This is a genomic window from Herbaspirillum sp. RV1423, assembly GCF_000577615.1.
GTDB lineage: Bacteria > Pseudomonadota > Gammaproteobacteria > Burkholderiales > Burkholderiaceae_D > Herbaspirillum.
The window spans coordinates 222,728-238,172 of sequence record NZ_CBXX010000004.1; the positions used below are offsets into that span (position 1 = coordinate 222,728).

Consider the following 15,445-nt stretch of genomic DNA (forward strand, 5'->3'; position numbering starts at 1 on the left):
TATGACGCTCACACCTCTCGAATATTTTTCGTCGCTGGTTCGTCAAGACGAGTCGATTCCTTTGTTTGAATCGGCTCTGGCGCTAGGGCAAGATGCGTATCCCGATCTGGATTTTTCCGCCTGCCAGATCGAGATGGACACCTTGGCCTTTAAGCTGAAACAGCGTCTGTCGTCTGATGCATCGCATATTCAAAAATTGCGCATGCTCAACCATTTCTTTTTCCAGGAACTTGCCTTCGCCGGCAACATCAATAATTATTACGATCCCGACAACAGTTACATCCACCGCGTGATCACGTCACGTCGCGGCATTCCGATTTCGCTGGCGGTGGTATACATGGAATTGGGCCAGCAGATCGGCCTGAACATGAAGGGCATCTCCTTCCCGGGCCACTTCCTGATGAAGCTGTCGGTGCAGTCCGGCGACATCGTGCTGGACCCGATGAACGGCGCCAGCCTGTCGCGCGAAGAGCTGGAAGAGCGTCTGGAACCCTATCTGGATCAGCAGGAATACGGCGATGAGCTGCCGCTGGCCGCTTATCTGCGCGCGGCGCACCCGCGTGAAATCCTCACGCGCATGCTACGCAACCTGAAAGCGATTTTCACCGATGCACAGCGCTGGCAACGTGTACTCGACGTACAGGAACGCCTGGTGATCTTGCTGCCCGACGAAATCACCGAACGCCGCGACCGAGGCCTGGCTTACGCCAACCTGGCGGAACCGCAGGCGGCGCTGGACGACTTGGAAGCGTATCTGGCCTTACGTCCGGATGCCGACGACGCCGATAGCATGCGGCAAAGATTGCCGGAACTGCGCCACGCCAGCCGGCGCCCCAACTGACGCTCCGTCGCTGATTGAACGATCAGGCCTTTGAACGCGCTTCGATGGTTTCCCAGCGTTCGAGATTTTCCAGCAGCAAACCATCGATCTCGGCAAAGCGCGCATTCAGGCGTACCGCTTCATCCGGTCCCGACTTGTACAAATCAGGATCGGCCAGCTTGGCTGAAATCGCCTTCTGTTCTTCTTCCAATTGCGCGATCAGTTTCGGCAATTCCTCCAGTTCGCGCTGCTCCTTGTAACTGAGCTTTTTCGGCTTTGCCGTAGCAACCGCAGACGCGGCCGCTTCCGCCGGTTTGGCTTCCGGCTTGCTTTCCGCTTTCTTCGCAGTCGCCTGCATATTGGCGCGCACGCGCTCCCAGTCACTGTAGCCGCCGACATATTCGCGCCAGACGCCATCACCTTCGGCGGCAATCACCTGCGTCACGACGTTGTCGAGGAAGGTGCGGTCATGGCTGACCAGAAACACGGTGCCGGTGTATTCCTCCAGCAGTTCTTCCAGCAATTCAAGCGTGTCGATATCGAGATCGTTGGTCGGTTCATCCAGCACCAGCACGTTAGCCGGCTTGGCGAACAACCGTGCCAACAGCAGGCGATTACGCTCACCACCCGACAAGGTGCGTACCGGCGAACGCGCACGTTCCGGCGCGAACAGGAAGTCCCCAAGATATGTCATGACGTGCTTGCGTTGGCCGTTGACCTCCACCCAGTCGCTGCCCGGCGCAATGGTGTCGGCCAGGCTGGCGTCTTCGTCGAGCTGGGTGCGCATCTGGTCGAAGTACGCGACCTGCAGCTTGGTGCCTTGACGCACAGTGCCGGAGTCGGCGGTTTCTTCGCCGAGGATCAGTTTCAGCAAAGTGGTTTTGCCGGCGCCGTTCTGGCCGATCAGGCCGACCTTGTCGCCGCGCATGATGATGCCGCTGAAATCGCGCACGATGGTTTTGGCGCCGTAGGACTTGCTGACGTTTTCCAGCTCCGCCACGATCTTGCCCGAACGTTCGCCGGAAGAGACTTCCAGCTTGACCTGTCCCTGGCGGTCGCGGCGCACACTGCGCTCCTGGCGCAATGCCTCGAGGCGGCGCACGCGGCCTTCGTCGCGGGTGCGGCGCGCCTGCACACCCTTGCGGATCCAGACTTCTTCCTGCGCCAGGAATTTGTCGAACTTGGCGTTTTCGACTTCTTCGTTGGCCAGCAGCTCGGCCTTGCGCGCCTGATAGGTGCTGAAGTTGCCGGGGAAGGATAATAACTTGCCGCGATCCAGTTCGATGATGCGCGTGGCGACGTTGTCGAGGAAGCTGCGATCGTGGGTGATGAACAGCACGCTGCCCTTATAGTCGCGCAGCAGGCCTTCGAGCCACATGATGGAGCCGAAATCCAGATGGTTGGTCGGTTCGTCCAGCAGCAGCACGTCAGGCGCGCCAACCAGGCCGCACGCCAGCGCCACGCGCTTTTGCATACCGCCCGACAATTCGCCGACCAAGGCATCGCCGTTCAGGTTGAGCTTGTCCAGCGTGGTTTCGACCTTGTTGTTCAGGCTCCAGGCATCAGCGGCATCGAGCTTCAACTGGATCTCGTGCATGCGCTCCATCAGCGCATCGTCGTTGTCGCCGCCGAACTGGCCGGTCAGCGCTTCGTATTCGTTGAGCAAGGCCGGCAATTCGCCGAGGCCGGAAGCCACCGCGTCGAAAATCGACATCTCCGCCGGGAAATGCGGCTCTTGGTCGACGTAGGCAATCTTCAGCCCTTGCTGCATGACCAGCAGACCATCGTCGAGCTTGAAAACGCTTGCGATGATTTTCAGCAAGGATGACTTGCCGGTGCCGTTGCGGCCGATCAGGCCGACGCGCTCACCGGTTTCCAGGGAAAATTCCGCGTGATCGAGAAGCGCAACGTGTCCGAATGCGAGTTGCGCATTGGAGAGAGAGATGACTGCCATAAGTATGCCGAGGGGAGTAACTATCGAAGGTCGGGCGGAGATGCCTATGCCGCGACGCAATTAAAGAGGAAAGACCGCATTGTACCGATTGCGGGCAATGATGGTGTATCTAAGCGCGCTCCATGAGCGATCCGCACATCAAGCGGCAACGAATTCTTACCGATGATTACTTTTCAGCAACAAGTCATGCCGTTTTCACAATATCCTGCACCGAAACGGCTCGCCACACACATTTGGAAACATAATCGGCCGCCCGATTGGTCGCGGATCGGCAATACCGGCCAACCCATGTTGTAAGATACGGCACGCCCTTCACTCACCATGACCATGCGCTTTATTTTTCGCTTGCACAATCCTCCCCGTCAACGCGGCTTTCTGAATCCCAATATCGCCAAATTCATTGCCTTCTCCGTCCTCGGGCTGGGCATCGTCGGCGCTCTAGTCATTGTTTATGCGCTGATCTTCATCAATCCGCGCTTGCCGTCGCTGGACGTGATCACCGATTACCGCCCCAAGATTCCGCTGCGGATTTACTCTGCGGACAACGTCCTGCTCGGTGAATTCGGCGAAGAGAAACGCAGCCTCGTCAAACTCGACGACATCCCCGCCAACATGAAAAACGCGGTGCTGGCCATTGAAGACTATCGCTTCTACCAGCATGGCGGCATCGACTACATCGGCATCGTGCGCGCGCTTGCGGCGGACCTGATCCGCGGACATGCCAGCCAGGGCGCCAGCACCATTACCATGCAGGTGGCGCGCAACGTGTTCCTGACCAAGGAAAAGACCGTTTCGCGCAAACTGTATGAAGTCCTGCTGGCCAACAAGATCGAAGCGACCTTAAGCAAGGATCAGATCCTGGAGGTCTACATGAACCAGATCTATCTGGGTCAGCGCGCCTTCGGTTTCGCGGCGGCGGCGCGCACGTATTTCGGCAAGGACCTCAAGGATGTCACGCTGGCCCAGGCTGCGATGCTGGCCGGCCTGCCCAAGGCGCCGTCGGCGTACAACCCGATCGTCAATCCTCAGCGCGCACATATCCGCCAGCAATACATCCTGCAACGCATGCTGGATCTGGAATACATCACGCAGGCGCAATACGAGGCCGCCGTGAAGGAAGACATCCAGGTGCGCGCCCCGGGCAACCAGTACAACATCCATGCCGAATACGTCAATGAGATGGTGCGCCAGATGGTCTACGCGCAGTACAAGGAAGACACTTACACCCACGGCATCACCGTCACCACCACCATCAATGCCGCCGACCAGAAGGCCGCCTACGACGCCGTACGCAAGGGTGTGATGGATTACGACCGCCGCCACGGCTATCGCGGCCCGGAAGAAACCATCGAATTGCCGTCCAAGGAGGATGACCGCGCGCAAGCCATCGACGACGCCATGGACGACCATCCCGACAATGACGACATCCTCGCCGCGGTGGTGGTGTCGGCCGATCCGAAGCAGATCCAGGCCGTGATCCGCAGCGGCGACAAGATCACGCTATCCGGCGACACGCTGAAGTTCGTCGCCGCCGCGCTCGGCCCCAATGCGAAAAAGGATGTGCGCATTGCGCCGGGAGCCGTGATCCGCGTCATGCAGGATGCCAAAAAGAATTGGCAAATCGTCCAGTTGCCGGAAGTGGAAGCCACGCTGGTGTCAGTGACGCCGCAGAACGGCGCCATCCGCGCGCTGGTCGGCGGCTTCGACTTCACGCAGAACAATTTCAACCACGTGACCCAGGCATGGCGCCAGCCCGGCTCCACCTTCAAGCCGTTCATCTATTCCGCAGCGCTGGAAAAAGGCTTCGCCCCTGCCACTGTGATCAACGATGCTCCTGTCTCGTACCCGGCCGGCAACGGCCAGCCGAACTGGGAGCCGAAAGACGATGATCCGCCGGCCGGCCCGATGTCGATGCGCACCGCCTTGCAAAAATCGGTCAACCTGGTCGCCATCCGCACGCTCGATGCCATCGGCGTGAAATATGCGCAAGACTTCATCACCGGGCATTTCGGTTTCGACGTCGACAAGGTGCCGCCATACCTGCCTATGGCGCTGGGCGCTGGACAAACCACGCCGCTGCAACTGGCTTCGGCCTATTCGATTTTCGCCAACGGCGGCTACAGGATCAATCCTTACCTGATCACAAAAATCGCCGACGCGCGCGGCAAGGTGCTGTCCAAGGCCGATCCGCTGATCGTCGGCAACAACGCTCCGCGCGCCATTGATGAACGCAACAGCTACATCATGACCAACCTGCTGCAATCGGTGGCGCAGCGCGGCACCGGCGCGCGCAGCAACACGCTGCGCCGCACCGACCTGGCCGGCAAGACAGGCACCACCAATGATGCGGTCGACGGCTGGTTCGCGGGTTACCAGCGCACGCTGACGACAGTGGTGTGGATGGGTTACGACCAGCCCAAGAGCCTGGGCAGCAAAGAATTCGGTGCGCAACTCGCCTTGCCGATCTGGATCGATTACATGGGCGCGGCGCTCAGGGGTGTGCCGCAATTCGACCTGCCCGCACCGGCCGGCATCCGCTTCGTCGACGGCGAACCGTACTACGACAATTTCTCGCCAGGCGACGGCTTTGTCGCTTCTCTGGGCGTGGATGGCGGCGGCGTGGTGGACGCGCTGTCCAACTTCTTCGGCTGGTCGAAGAACCCGAATTCGGAAACGCCGGCAGCGCCTCCGCCGACGCCGGGTGCGCCGGCTTCTCCGCGGGACGACAAGCTTTACCAAGGCCACTGAAGCTGCAAGCAAAGCTTCAGACAAAGAAAAAGCGCAGAGGATATCTTCTGCGCTTTTTTGTCTGGCGCCCCCGACACGGATCGAACGTGTGACCTATCCCTTCGTACCACCATGGCTTTCGCCACCAAGAAACTTGTTTGTGGTCTGGACTATACCTTGGCCATGGACTTACAGTCCGCAGGCCGGAGCCGTCTAGTCTCTACACCTTCCGCACGATAGCAGCCTCGTGCGGCTTGGCTCGGTATTGCCATCAGCCGCTTGTCGCAGATTGCAGCAGGCGCTGTCAGGGTTCACCGAATTTGACTCCATTCACGCGGCGCCTTTCGGATGCCGGTGCCCAAATTTGCTTAGGAGGGGATCGCTCTATCCACTGAGCTACGGGGGCGTGGGCGCTATTGTAACGGCTGCGGAGGCAGAAGGAAAGTTTCGGCCGTTCAGGCTTGGCGGGTCTCGAACCAATTCTGGTCGAGACACAGGCGCAACTGCATGCGCGCACGATACAACAGCACGCTGCAATTGCCGGCGCTGATCTTCAGTTCCTTGCAGATCTCGGCAATGTCGAACTCGAACAACTCGCGCATCGAAAACACGCGCGCCATCACCGGCGTCAGCTTGTTCAGGCAGAAATCCATGATGTCGAAAAACTGCGCCTGCTGCAGCGTCTCAACCGGATTACCCCAATCCGCCGGCGCTTCGGCCCAATGGCCGGTGTCGTCGAACAAGGCGTCGAAATCGCCCGGATCGCCGATTTCGTCCTTGCCGACCTGGATGTATTTCTTTTCCTTGCGCAGCAAATCGATGATCTTGTGCTTGAGGATGCCTACCAGCCAGGTGCGCAGCGACGACTTGCCGGAATAGGAGGCCGGATTTTGCAGCGCTGCCAGCAGCGTTTCCTGGGCCGCGTCTTCGGCCGCATCCTCCTGCAAATGCAGGCGCGCAAATTTGACCAGCATGCCGCGCTCGGCAATGACGGCTTGCTCAAACGACTTGTCGTTCATGGGATGACCTGCCTTTTGTCATTTATCTGTACTGCAACAGGCGCTACTGTACTTCGGTTTTTGTGCAACTGGTGTACAGGCATGATAAGGGGTCGCTCCTATACAATGCAAACACTACGCGACCAGCTCGCCTCATATAACCAATAACGAGACTTATATGGCCAGCCCGACCTCTTTCCTGTTTGCGGCGCGCAGACTGCTCCTTGCGCTCTTCGCCGTGCTGATGGCATCCAACCTCGCGGATGCCCAGCAATTGCCGGACACCATCGCCCAGCGCCTAGCAGCCTGCACCGCCTGTCACGGCAAGCAAGGCCGCGCCTCCAGCGATGGCTATTACCCGCGCATCGCCGGCAAGCCGGAAGGCTACCTGTTCAATCAACTGACCAACTTCCGCGACGGCCGCCGGCAATATCCGCAGATGACTTACCTGCTCGATCATTTGTCGGATGCCTATCTGCATGAGATCGCCGCCTATTTCGCTGAACAGCACCCGCCCTACCCGGCGCCGCAGCCGACCGAAGCAACGCCGGCCGTTCTGGAGCGCGGCCGCGCCTTGGTCATGAATGGCGACAGCGGCAAGAAGGTGCCGGCCTGCGTGGCTTGCCACGGCCAGGCCCTGACCGGCACGGCGCCAGGCATTCCAGGCCTGATCGGATTGCCGCGCGACTATATCAACTCGCAGTTCGGAGCCTGGAGAAACGGCGTACGCAAAGCCAAGGCGCCGGATTGCATGGCCCAGATCACGCAAAAACTGTCGCTGGAAGACATCAATGCCGCCAGCAGTTGGCTGACCGCACAGATGGTGCCGCAAGACGCCAGGCCAGCCGCGGCGCCGATAGCCAGACTACCGCTGTCATGCGGCAGCGTCGCTGAACAAGGAGGCTGACCATGAAACGTATTTTTCTGGCCATCCTGTTTCTGTTCATCGCCGTGCCCGCCATACTGATCGGCGTCCAATTCATGGGCCACGATGACGATGAAACCGCGCCCTCATCCGCTACACCCGCCACCGAACAGCAAGTCGCCCGGGGTGCCTACCTGGCGCGCGCCGGCGATTGCATGGCCTGCCACACGGCGCGCGGCGGCCAGCCCTATGCCGGCGGACGCGCCATCCCGACGCCGTTCGGCACCATGTACGCGCCCAACATCACCGCCGACAAGGAAACCGGAATCGGCAACTGGAGTCCCATGGATTTCTGGCGTGCGCTGCACAACGGACGTTCGAAAGACGGCAACTTCCTTTACCCGGCGTTCCCTTATCCCAACTACACCAAGGTCACGCGCGAAGACGCCGATGCGCTGTTCGCCTATATGCAGACGGTGAAGCCGGTCCGCCAGGCCAATCGGGAACATGCGCTGCGCTTCCCCTACAACTACCGCATCCTGCTGGCAGGCTGGCGGGCGCTGTACTTCACGCCCGGCACGTATCGCGCCGAGAGCAGGCAATCGGCGGAGTGGAATCGCGGCGCATATCTGGTGCAAGGTCTGGGACATTGCAGCGCCTGCCACACGTCGCGCAACGCCTTCGGCGCCACCATCGACAAATCGGACCTCGCCGGCGGCCTGATTCCGATCATGAACTGGTACGCGCCGTCACTGACGTCGGATGCCGAAGCCGGGCTGGGCAATTGGGAACTGCAACACATTGCAGCGCTGCTGAAGACCGGCGTATCGCCGCGCAGCACCGTATTCGGCCCGATGGCCGAAGTTGTCAGCCAAAGCCTGCAACATCTGAACGACAGCGATGTCCGGGCCATGGCGGTATATCTGAAGTCGCTGCCGCAAAACGACCCACCGCCGGAGCTCGATACACAGCAACCGGACAAGGCGAGCGCCGATCGTATCCTGGAAGCGGGCAGCAAGATTTATAAAGAGAATTGCGCAGAGTGCCACAAAGCCGACGGCCGGGGCATAGCGCCGGCCTATCCGCCGATGAGCGGCAACCGCGCCCTGACCATGGGTTCCGCGGTCAATCCGATCCGCATGGTGTTGAATGGCGGCTTCCCGCCATCCACCGAAGGTAATCCGCACCCCTATGGAATGCCGCCTTTCGGACAGATGCTCAACGATCAGGAAGTTGCAGCCGTGGTGTCGTATATCCGCAATAGCTGGGACAACCGCGCCGGCTTCGTGTCGCCGCAAGAGGTGAATCGCTACCGCTCGATTCCTCTGGACTGAGGATTGACCGCTGGGATGAAGGATGAAGCGGCAGCCGTCAGCCGCCTTTGGCTTCCATGCTGAGCTTGTAACCCATGCCGCGCACCGTTTTCACATAGTCGGCGGCGGCACCCAGCGATTTGCGCAGACGCATGATGTGGACATCGACCGTACGTTCTTCGATAAAGGTATGGTCGCCCCACACCTTGTCCAGCAATTGCGCGCGCGAGAAAATCCGTTCCGGATGCGCGACCAGATAGCGCAGCAGTTTGAATTCGGCCTGATCCAGTTCAATTTCTTCCATGTCGACGGTAACGCGATGGCGTTCGGTGTCGATACCGACCAAGCCATAGGACAGGCTTTGCTGGCCGACTTCCGGCGCCTTCCGGCGCAGCAGCGCCTGCACGCGCGCCACCAGCTCCTTTGGCGAAAACGGCTTGGTCACATAGTCGTCAGCACCTTCATTCAGCCCCTTGACTTTGTCCTCTTCCATGCCCTTTGCCGTCAGCATGATCACCGGCAAGCTTGCCGTACGTGCATCGCGCCGCCATTCGCTCAACAGCCCCAGCCCTGAGGTATCGGGCAACATCCAGTCAAGCAACACCAGATGAGGCAACACGTCGGCAATCAGCTTGCGCGCCTGCGCGGCATCGCTGGCGGTCGACGTGGCAAACCCTGCGCCCTGCATCGTAAAACGCAGCAGTTCGGCGATGCTCGGTTCGTCCTCGACTAATAAAATATGTAACTGGTCTTTTGACATTCGCTGATATGTTTGACTTGTAATATGCGACGCCTGATTGGAAGATGCGCAGGAATCCATCCCGGTTCCTGCACCTTGCAGTTGCGTTAACCCGTAGCGTCAGACCGTTACTTTATCAGCAATCCGCCTGGCCATTGCTTGCGCGACATCCGCCTGCTGCGCTTCAACCATGACGCGGATCAGCGGCTCGGTGCCGGAAGGCCTGATCAGCACGCGACCAGTGTCGCCCAGCGCCTTCTCGACCGCGTCTTTTTCGGCTTGCATGCCGGGATTGGTTTTCCAGTCGAAGCCGACGGGAATCTTGACGTTGATCAGGACTTGCGGATACAGGTTGATGTCGGCCGTCATGTCGGCCAGGCTCTGTTTTGCGCGTTTGAGCGCCGACAATACCTGCAAGGCCGAAATGATGCCATCGCCGGTAGTGTGCTTGTCAAGGCACAGCAAGTGGCCCGAACCTTCGCCGCCAAGCAACCAGCCGCGCTCCTGCAGGGTTTCCAGCACATAGCGGTCACCGACCTTGGCGCGCGCAAAGCCGATGCCCATGTTCTTGAAGGCGACTTCCAGCGCCATATTGGTCATGAGGGTGCCGACCGCACCAGACACCGGACCGGTAACGAGGCGATCCTTGACCATCACGTACAGCAATTCGTCGCCATTGTAGATGCGACCGTTGGCGTCAACCATCACCAGGCGGTCGGCGTCGCCGTCCAGCGCGATGCCGACTTGCGCCTTGTTGGCAAGAACGGCTCTGGACAAGGCATCCGGCGCTGTCGCGCCGAAGCCTTCGTTGATGTTGAGGCCGTTGGGCTGATTGCCGATGGTGATGACTTCGGCGCCCAGTTCATGGAAGACGTGCGGCGCGATCTGGTAGGCGGCACCATGCGCGCAATCGACCACGATGCGCATGCCATGCAGGTCCAGGTCGTTGGGGAAGGTACTCTTGCAGAATTCGATGTAGCGTCCCTGGGCATCGTCCAGGCGCCTAGCCTTGCCCAGTTTTTCGGAGGACACGCAGGCCATCGGCTGTTCCAGTTCAGCTTCGATTTCGGCTTCCACTGCATCTGCCAGCTTGTTGCCCGAGGCCGAGAAAAACTTGATGCCGTTGTCATGATAGGGATTATGCGAAGCCGAAATCACCACCCCGGCCGACAACCGCAAGGCGCGCGTGAGATAGGCCACCGCCGGCGTCGGCACCGGGCCGGCCAGCATCACATCCACGCCGGCCGCGGCAAAACCGGCCTCCAACGCGGCTTCCAGCATGTAGCCGGAAATCCGAGTGTCCTTGCCGATCAGCACCGTCGGCTTGGCCGAGGAAGACCACGATTTGGTCAGCACCTTGCCGGCGGCATAGCCGAGACGCATGACGAAATCGGGCGTGATTGGCGCAATTCCCACGCGTCCGCGCACGCCATCGGTACCAAAATATTTTGCAGCCATGATTCTGAGCTTTCTATTGACAGGTATTTTTATAAATTGTTTTTCAATCGCCAGCGGCGACCGTGCCGGCCTGCCAGACGTTGAGCGCGTCAACGGTCTCCGCAACATCGTGCACACGAATAATCATCGCACCTTGCGCCGCCGCTGCCAAGGCCGCGCCTAGGCTACCGGCCAGGCGCTGCTCCAGCGGCTTGCCGGTGATCGCGCCGATCATTGATTTGCGCGACATCCCGGCCAGCAGCGGCAAATCGAGCGTCTCGATCAGCCGGCGCGTGTTCCTGAGCAATTCGTAGTTATGTTCAACGCTCTTGCCGAAACCGAAACCGGGATCGATGCACAGGCGATCATGATCCACGCCGGCGGCTTGCAAGGCAAGGACACGCTCCTGCAGGAAAGCGGCAACTTCCTGCACTACGTCGCCGTATTCCGGTTGCTGCTGCATGGTCTGGGGATTGCCCTGCATGTGCATGATGCACAGGCCTGCGGCGCTGTCCTTGACGGCATCGATGGCGCTCGGCGCGCGAAAACCGTTGATGTCGTTGATCATGTCGGCGCCGGCGATCAGGGCCTCGCGCATGACTTCCGGCTTGTAGGTATCAATCGACAGCGGCTTGCCGCAGTCACGCAGCGCGTAAATCACCGGCATCACGCGCCTCAGTTCTTCGTCGAGAGGCACCGGCGGAATGCCGGGCCGGGTCGATTCGCCACCGATGTCGATGATATCAACGCCGTCGGCAATCATTTGCTCGGCGTGCGACAGGGCAAACTCAAGCGAGGAATAACTGCCCCCGTCAGAGAAGGAATCGGGGGTGACGTTGAGGATGCCCATGACCAGAGGCCTGTGCCCCTGCCGGACCGTAAGGCGATAACGCCCGCATTGTAGATATTGTTGGTTCATTGAGGCTGAATCGTTTTCAAACCATGGTGCTCGAAGCTCACCTGCAGACGATGACTTGTTCTTGTTGATGTCTGCGTCGGAACGACTGTCTGGAACATGCCAAACAAAGAAAAAGGGCGAGGATCGCTCCTCACCCCGGACCAGCTTCGCTTCCGGCCCCTTGATCAGGCGGGGGCAGTAGCGTTCGGCGAAATATCGCTTGGCGGCGTGTTGTCGGAAGACTTCTTGGCCGGTATGCCGGATTTCGGCGGACGCGGTTCGTTGCCGGCCATGATGTCGCTGATCTGGTCGGCGTCGATAGTTTCCCAATCGAGCAGCTTTTGCGCCATGACTTCGACCTTGTCGCGATTCTCTTCCAGCAGTCTGCGCGACAACGCATATTGCGTATCGAGGATCTTGCGGATCTCGGTGTCGACCTTTTGTTGGGTCGCTTCCGAGACGGTCTTGGACGACATGCGACCGAAATAAGCGTCTTGCTCGGTGTCCTCATAGACCATGGTACCCAGCGACTCGGACATGCCGTAACGCGTCACCATTGCGCGCGCCAGTTTGGTGGCGCGTTCGAAGTCGTTGGAAGCGCCGGTCGACATCTGGTGCATGAAAATCTCTTCTGCAATGCGGCCGCCGAACAGGATCGCGATTTCTTCCAGCATCTTGTCCTTGTACATGTTGACGCGATCATGTTCAGGCAACTGCCAAGTCAGGCCGAGCGCATAGCCGCGCGGCATGATCGTGACCTTGTGCACCGGATCTGCCTTCGGCAACAGCTTGGCGACGACGGCATGGCCGGACTCATGGTACGCAGTGTTGCGGCGTTCTTCTTCGCGCATCACGGCGGACTTGCGTTCCGGGCCCATGACGATCTTGTCCTTGGCGTCTTCGAAATCCTGCATTTCGACCAGACGCTTGCTGCGGCGTGCCGCAAACAGGGCTGCTTCGTTGACCAGGTTGGCCAGGTCGGCCCCGGAAAAACCGGGCGTGCCGCGTGCCAGGATATCGGCCTTGACGTCAGGCGCGATAGGCACCTTGCGCATGTGGACATACAAAATCTGTTCGCGGCCGCGAATGTCCGGCAGGCCAACCATCACCTGGCGGTCGAAACGGCCCGGACGCAGCAGCGCCTTGTCGAGCACGTCGGCACGGTTGGTCGCAGCGATCACGATGACGCCGGAGTTGGCTTCAAAACCATCCATCTCAACCAGCATCTGGTTCAGCGTCTGTTCGCGTTCGTCGTTGCCGCCGCCCATGCCGGCGCCGCGATGGCGACCGACTGCATCAATTTCGTCGATGAAGATGATGCACGGTGCGTGCTTCTTGGCGTTTTCAAACATGTCGCGCACACGCGAGGCGCCCACGCCGACGAACATTTCGACAAAGTCGGAACCGGAAATGGTGAAGAACGGCACTTTGGCTTCGCCGGCAATAGCGCGGGCCAGCAATGTCTTACCGGTACCCGGAGGGCCGACCATCAGGACGCCGTGCGGAATGCGGCCGCCGAGCTTCTGGAATTTGGTCGGATCGCGCAGGAATTCGACCAGCTCCTGCACTTCTTCCTTAGCTTCATCGCAACCGGCGACATCGGCGAAAGTCACCGAATTGCTGTTCTCGTCAAGCATGCGCGCCTTCGATTTGCCGAAGGAAAACGCGCCGCCTTTGCCGCCGCCCTGCATCTGGCGCATGAAGAATACCCAGACGCCGATCAGCAACAGCATCGGGAACCAGGAAATGAAAACTTGCGACAGGAAGGATTGTTCTTCAGGTTGCTTGACGTCGAACTTGACGCCGTTGTTCAGCAGGTCGCCGACCAAGCCGCGGTCCAGATAGGTCGCGGCAGTCTTGACTTTCTTGCCGTCCTGCGTGGTGGCGACGATGCTGCGGTCTTCAATGGTCGCGTCCTTGATGTGGCCGGCTTTTACTTCGCTGATGAAGTCGGAGTATGCGATCGGCGTCGCTCCGGACGCCAGACTGCGGCTGTCGAACTGTTTAAAGACCATAAACAGCACCAGGGCGATCACCACCCAAATGGCGGCTTTGGAAAACATGTTGTTCACTAGAACTCCTCCGACGCGAGCGCGCCTCATTACCTATATTTGTCCGATTTTACTCGGATTCATCTGCGCTTACTAGGAAACCGTCCATACCGGCAGCCCTGCACTGGACTACGGCAAACCAGCGCGCAAACTTGAATGCGGCGAAACGGGAAAACGACGTCGGAATCGACGTACAAAAATTCCCTCTCAACGTACAAATGGGGGTTTCCAGTGATAGATGTGCGGCCGGAAACGATGAAATCAAGGAGAAAAATGGCTGGAATACCGGTTTTTCGCCCAAGATTTACGACATGACGCCTATACCGGATTCTTGAGAATCTTGCCCAAAAGGAAAATTTCGGAGGATTTGTCGCGGCTGGCTTTGGGCTTCTTCGACGTCACGGTCTTGAACTCGGCGCGAAACTTGTGCAGCAGCTCGTTGTAGCCGGTGCCGTTGAAGCACTTTACCAGCAAGGAACCGGTCGGTTTCATGTGCAATTGCGTAAATTCGATTGCCAGATCGATAAGATGCTCGACCCGCGCCGCGTCGGCAATGGCCACCCCGGACAGGTTGGGCGCCATGTCGGACAACACCAGATCAACCTTGCGGCCATCCAGAATCGCCTCCAGTTGCCGCAAGGAAGCCTCTTCGCGAAAATCGCCCTGGATGAAATGCACATCCGCAATCGGGTCCATCGGCAACATGTCCAAGCCGATGATGGTGCCGCGAATGCCTCCGCCCTCAAGGCCGGCCAGCTTGTTGCGCGCGTATTGCGACCAACTGCCCGGCGTCGAACCGAGGTCGACGATGACCTGGCCGGGCTTGATCAGCTTTTCCTCTTCGTCGATTTCCTTGAGCTTATAGGCGGCGCGCGCACGATAGCCCTCCTTCTGCGCAAGCTTCACATATGGATCGTTAATGTGATCGTGCAGCCAGTTTTTGTTTAATTTGTTCTTTGCCATTCGCGTAGAATACTGGTTTTAAATATTAAGGGACAGAGTTCGGGTCTGCTGACAGGCTCAAGCTGCAAGCCCCGCCAGAAACAATCTATGTTGAAACTTACTCCCGCAGAGCGCAGCGAACTGCGCGCCGAAGCGCATGGCCTGAGTCCTGTCGTGATCATCGGCGAAGGCGGTCTGACGCCTGCCGTCACCAAGGAAATCGACGCCGGCCTGAACGCTCACGGCCTCATCAAAGTGCGCGTATTCGGCGATGACCGCGAAGCGCGCGTGGCCATTTACGACACCATCTGCGAAGAACTGAAAGCGGCCCCGGTGCAGCACATAGGCAAACTGCTGGTGATCTTCCGCCCGAAGAAGGACGCCGCCAAAGACCAGCGCAGCGAAACGCGCGGCAAGGGCATGCGCGAAGTCACCATCGTCAAGCCAAGCCCCAGCGGCACCAAGCGCCCGACGGTCAGCAAGGTCATGCTCAAGGGCAACGAACGCGTGACTGCCGGTGGTTCGATCAAACGCGCCAAACCGCGTCAGAAAAGCGTCAAGAAATCGATGTCGAGCCGTTGACCCGCGCACTTCTTCGCAGAAGAAAAAATGCCCGCCGAAGCGGGCATTTTTTTGACCTCCACGAGACGCTGTTCATCCACTCATCATCTACAGCGCCGCAGCCGGCCATGATGCAGCCA

At 59.3% G+C, this 15,445-nt stretch carries 12 protein-coding genes; 5 read left to right on the top strand and 7 right to left on the bottom strand.

The window, feature by feature from the left end; all coding sequences use genetic code 11:
- Position 1 precedes the first annotated feature (1 nt).
- Positions 2-841: a SirB1 family protein gene (locus RV1423_RS05785; RefSeq protein WP_034294191.1), complete on the top strand. Its 840-nt coding sequence runs from the start codon at positions 2-4 to the stop codon at positions 839-841.
- 22 nt (positions 842-863) lie between these two features.
- On the opposite strand, the gene RV1423_RS05790 is transcribed toward RV1423_RS05785, so the two are convergent.
- Positions 864-2,774 (bottom strand): ATP-binding cassette domain-containing protein, encoded by a 1,911-nt coding sequence (locus RV1423_RS05790; RefSeq protein WP_034294192.1) that lies wholly within the window; start codon positions 2,772-2,774, stop codon positions 864-866.
- A gap of 327 nt (positions 2,775-3,101) precedes the next feature.
- Between RV1423_RS05790 and RV1423_RS05795 the strand changes: the two genes are divergently transcribed.
- A complete protein-coding gene (locus tag RV1423_RS05795; protein ID WP_034294539.1) occupies positions 3,102-5,522 on the top strand; it encodes a penicillin-binding protein 1A in 2,421 nt (806 codons plus the stop codon).
- Positions 5,523-5,956: 434 nt separating this feature from the next.
- Here the strand turns inward: RV1423_RS05795 and RV1423_RS05800 are convergent, their stop codons facing one another.
- A complete protein-coding gene (locus RV1423_RS05800; protein WP_034294193.1) occupies positions 5,957-6,520 on the bottom strand; it encodes a sigma-70 family RNA polymerase sigma factor in 564 nt (187 codons plus the stop codon).
- Positions 6,521-6,677: 157 nt separating this feature from the next.
- Here RV1423_RS05800 and RV1423_RS05805 point away from each other — a divergent pair, with 157 nt between their 5' ends.
- Entirely contained in the window at positions 6,678-7,406 is a 729-nt protein-coding gene (locus RV1423_RS05805) for a c-type cytochrome (RefSeq protein WP_034294195.1), read from the top strand.
- A 2-nt stretch (positions 7,407-7,408) separates the two neighbouring features.
- Positions 7,409-8,698 (top strand): cytochrome c, encoded by a 1,290-nt coding sequence (locus RV1423_RS05810; RefSeq protein WP_034294197.1) that lies wholly within the window; start codon positions 7,409-7,411, stop codon positions 8,696-8,698.
- A gap of 37 nt (positions 8,699-8,735) precedes the next feature.
- Here the strand turns inward: RV1423_RS05810 and phoB are convergent, their stop codons facing one another.
- The 5 genes from phoB to RV1423_RS05835 all read right to left on the bottom strand — a co-directional run bounded on the left by phoB (position 8,736) and on the right by RV1423_RS05835 (position 14,765).
- Positions 8,736-9,437, bottom strand: a complete 702-nt coding sequence (phoB, locus tag RV1423_RS05815) for a phosphate regulon transcriptional regulator PhoB (protein ID WP_034294199.1) — start codon at positions 9,435-9,437, stop codon at positions 8,736-8,738.
- A gap of 99 nt (positions 9,438-9,536) precedes the next feature.
- On the bottom strand, positions 9,537-10,874 hold the full coding sequence (glmM, locus tag RV1423_RS05820; protein WP_034294201.1) for a phosphoglucosamine mutase: 1,338 nt from the start codon (positions 10,872-10,874) through the stop codon (positions 9,537-9,539).
- A gap of 43 nt (positions 10,875-10,917) precedes the next feature.
- Complete coding sequence (gene folP / locus RV1423_RS05825) at positions 10,918-11,772, bottom strand: dihydropteroate synthase (RefSeq protein WP_034294204.1); 855 nt, start codon at positions 11,770-11,772, stop codon at positions 10,918-10,920.
- Between the two features lie 164 nt (positions 11,773-11,936).
- Positions 11,937-13,823, bottom strand: a complete 1,887-nt coding sequence (gene ftsH, locus RV1423_RS05830; protein ID WP_034294207.1) for an ATP-dependent zinc metalloprotease FtsH — start codon at positions 13,821-13,823, stop codon at positions 11,937-11,939.
- A gap of 297 nt (positions 13,824-14,120) precedes the next feature.
- Complete coding sequence (locus RV1423_RS05835) at positions 14,121-14,765, bottom strand: RlmE family RNA methyltransferase (protein WP_034294210.1); 645 nt, start codon at positions 14,763-14,765, stop codon at positions 14,121-14,123.
- Positions 14,766-14,852: 87 nt separating this feature from the next.
- Between RV1423_RS05835 and RV1423_RS05840 the strand changes: the two genes are divergently transcribed.
- Entirely contained in the window at positions 14,853-15,326 is a 474-nt protein-coding gene (locus RV1423_RS05840; RefSeq protein ID WP_034294212.1) for a YhbY family RNA-binding protein, read from the top strand.
- The last annotated feature ends 119 nt before the right edge of the window (positions 15,327-15,445 follow it).

Excerpts from the sequence above, each read along its gene's own strand:
- RV1423_RS05790 (WP_034294192.1), bottom strand. The coding sequence starts at position 2,774 with ATGGCAGTCATCTCTCTCTCCAATGCGCAACTCGCATTCGGACACGTT.
- RV1423_RS05840 (WP_034294212.1), top strand. The coding sequence starts at position 14,853 with ATGTTGAAACTTACTCCCGCAGAGCGCAGCGAACTGCGCGCCGAAGCG.
- RV1423_RS05835 (WP_034294210.1), bottom strand. The coding sequence starts at position 14,765 with ATGGCAAAGAACAAATTAAACAAAAACTGGCTGCACGATCACATTAAC.
- RV1423_RS05785 (WP_034294191.1), top strand. The coding sequence starts at position 2 with ATGACGCTCACACCTCTCGAATATTTTTCGTCGCTGGTTCGTCAAGAC.
- phoB (WP_034294199.1), bottom strand. The coding sequence starts at position 9,437 with ATGTCAAAAGACCAGTTACATATTTTATTAGTCGAGGACGAACCGAGC.
- folP (WP_034294204.1), bottom strand. The coding sequence starts at position 11,772 with ATGAACCAACAATATCTACAATGCGGGCGTTATCGCCTTACGGTCCGG.
- RV1423_RS05810 (WP_034294197.1), top strand. The coding sequence starts at position 7,409 with ATGAAACGTATTTTTCTGGCCATCCTGTTTCTGTTCATCGCCGTGCCC.
- RV1423_RS05800 (WP_034294193.1), bottom strand. The coding sequence starts at position 6,520 with ATGAACGACAAGTCGTTTGAGCAAGCCGTCATTGCCGAGCGCGGCATG.
- RV1423_RS05805 (WP_034294195.1), top strand. The coding sequence starts at position 6,678 with ATGGCCAGCCCGACCTCTTTCCTGTTTGCGGCGCGCAGACTGCTCCTT.
- RV1423_RS05795 (WP_034294539.1), top strand. The coding sequence starts at position 3,102 with ATGCGCTTTATTTTTCGCTTGCACAATCCTCCCCGTCAACGCGGCTTT.
- glmM (WP_034294201.1), bottom strand. The coding sequence starts at position 10,874 with ATGGCTGCAAAATATTTTGGTACCGATGGCGTGCGCGGACGCGTGGGA.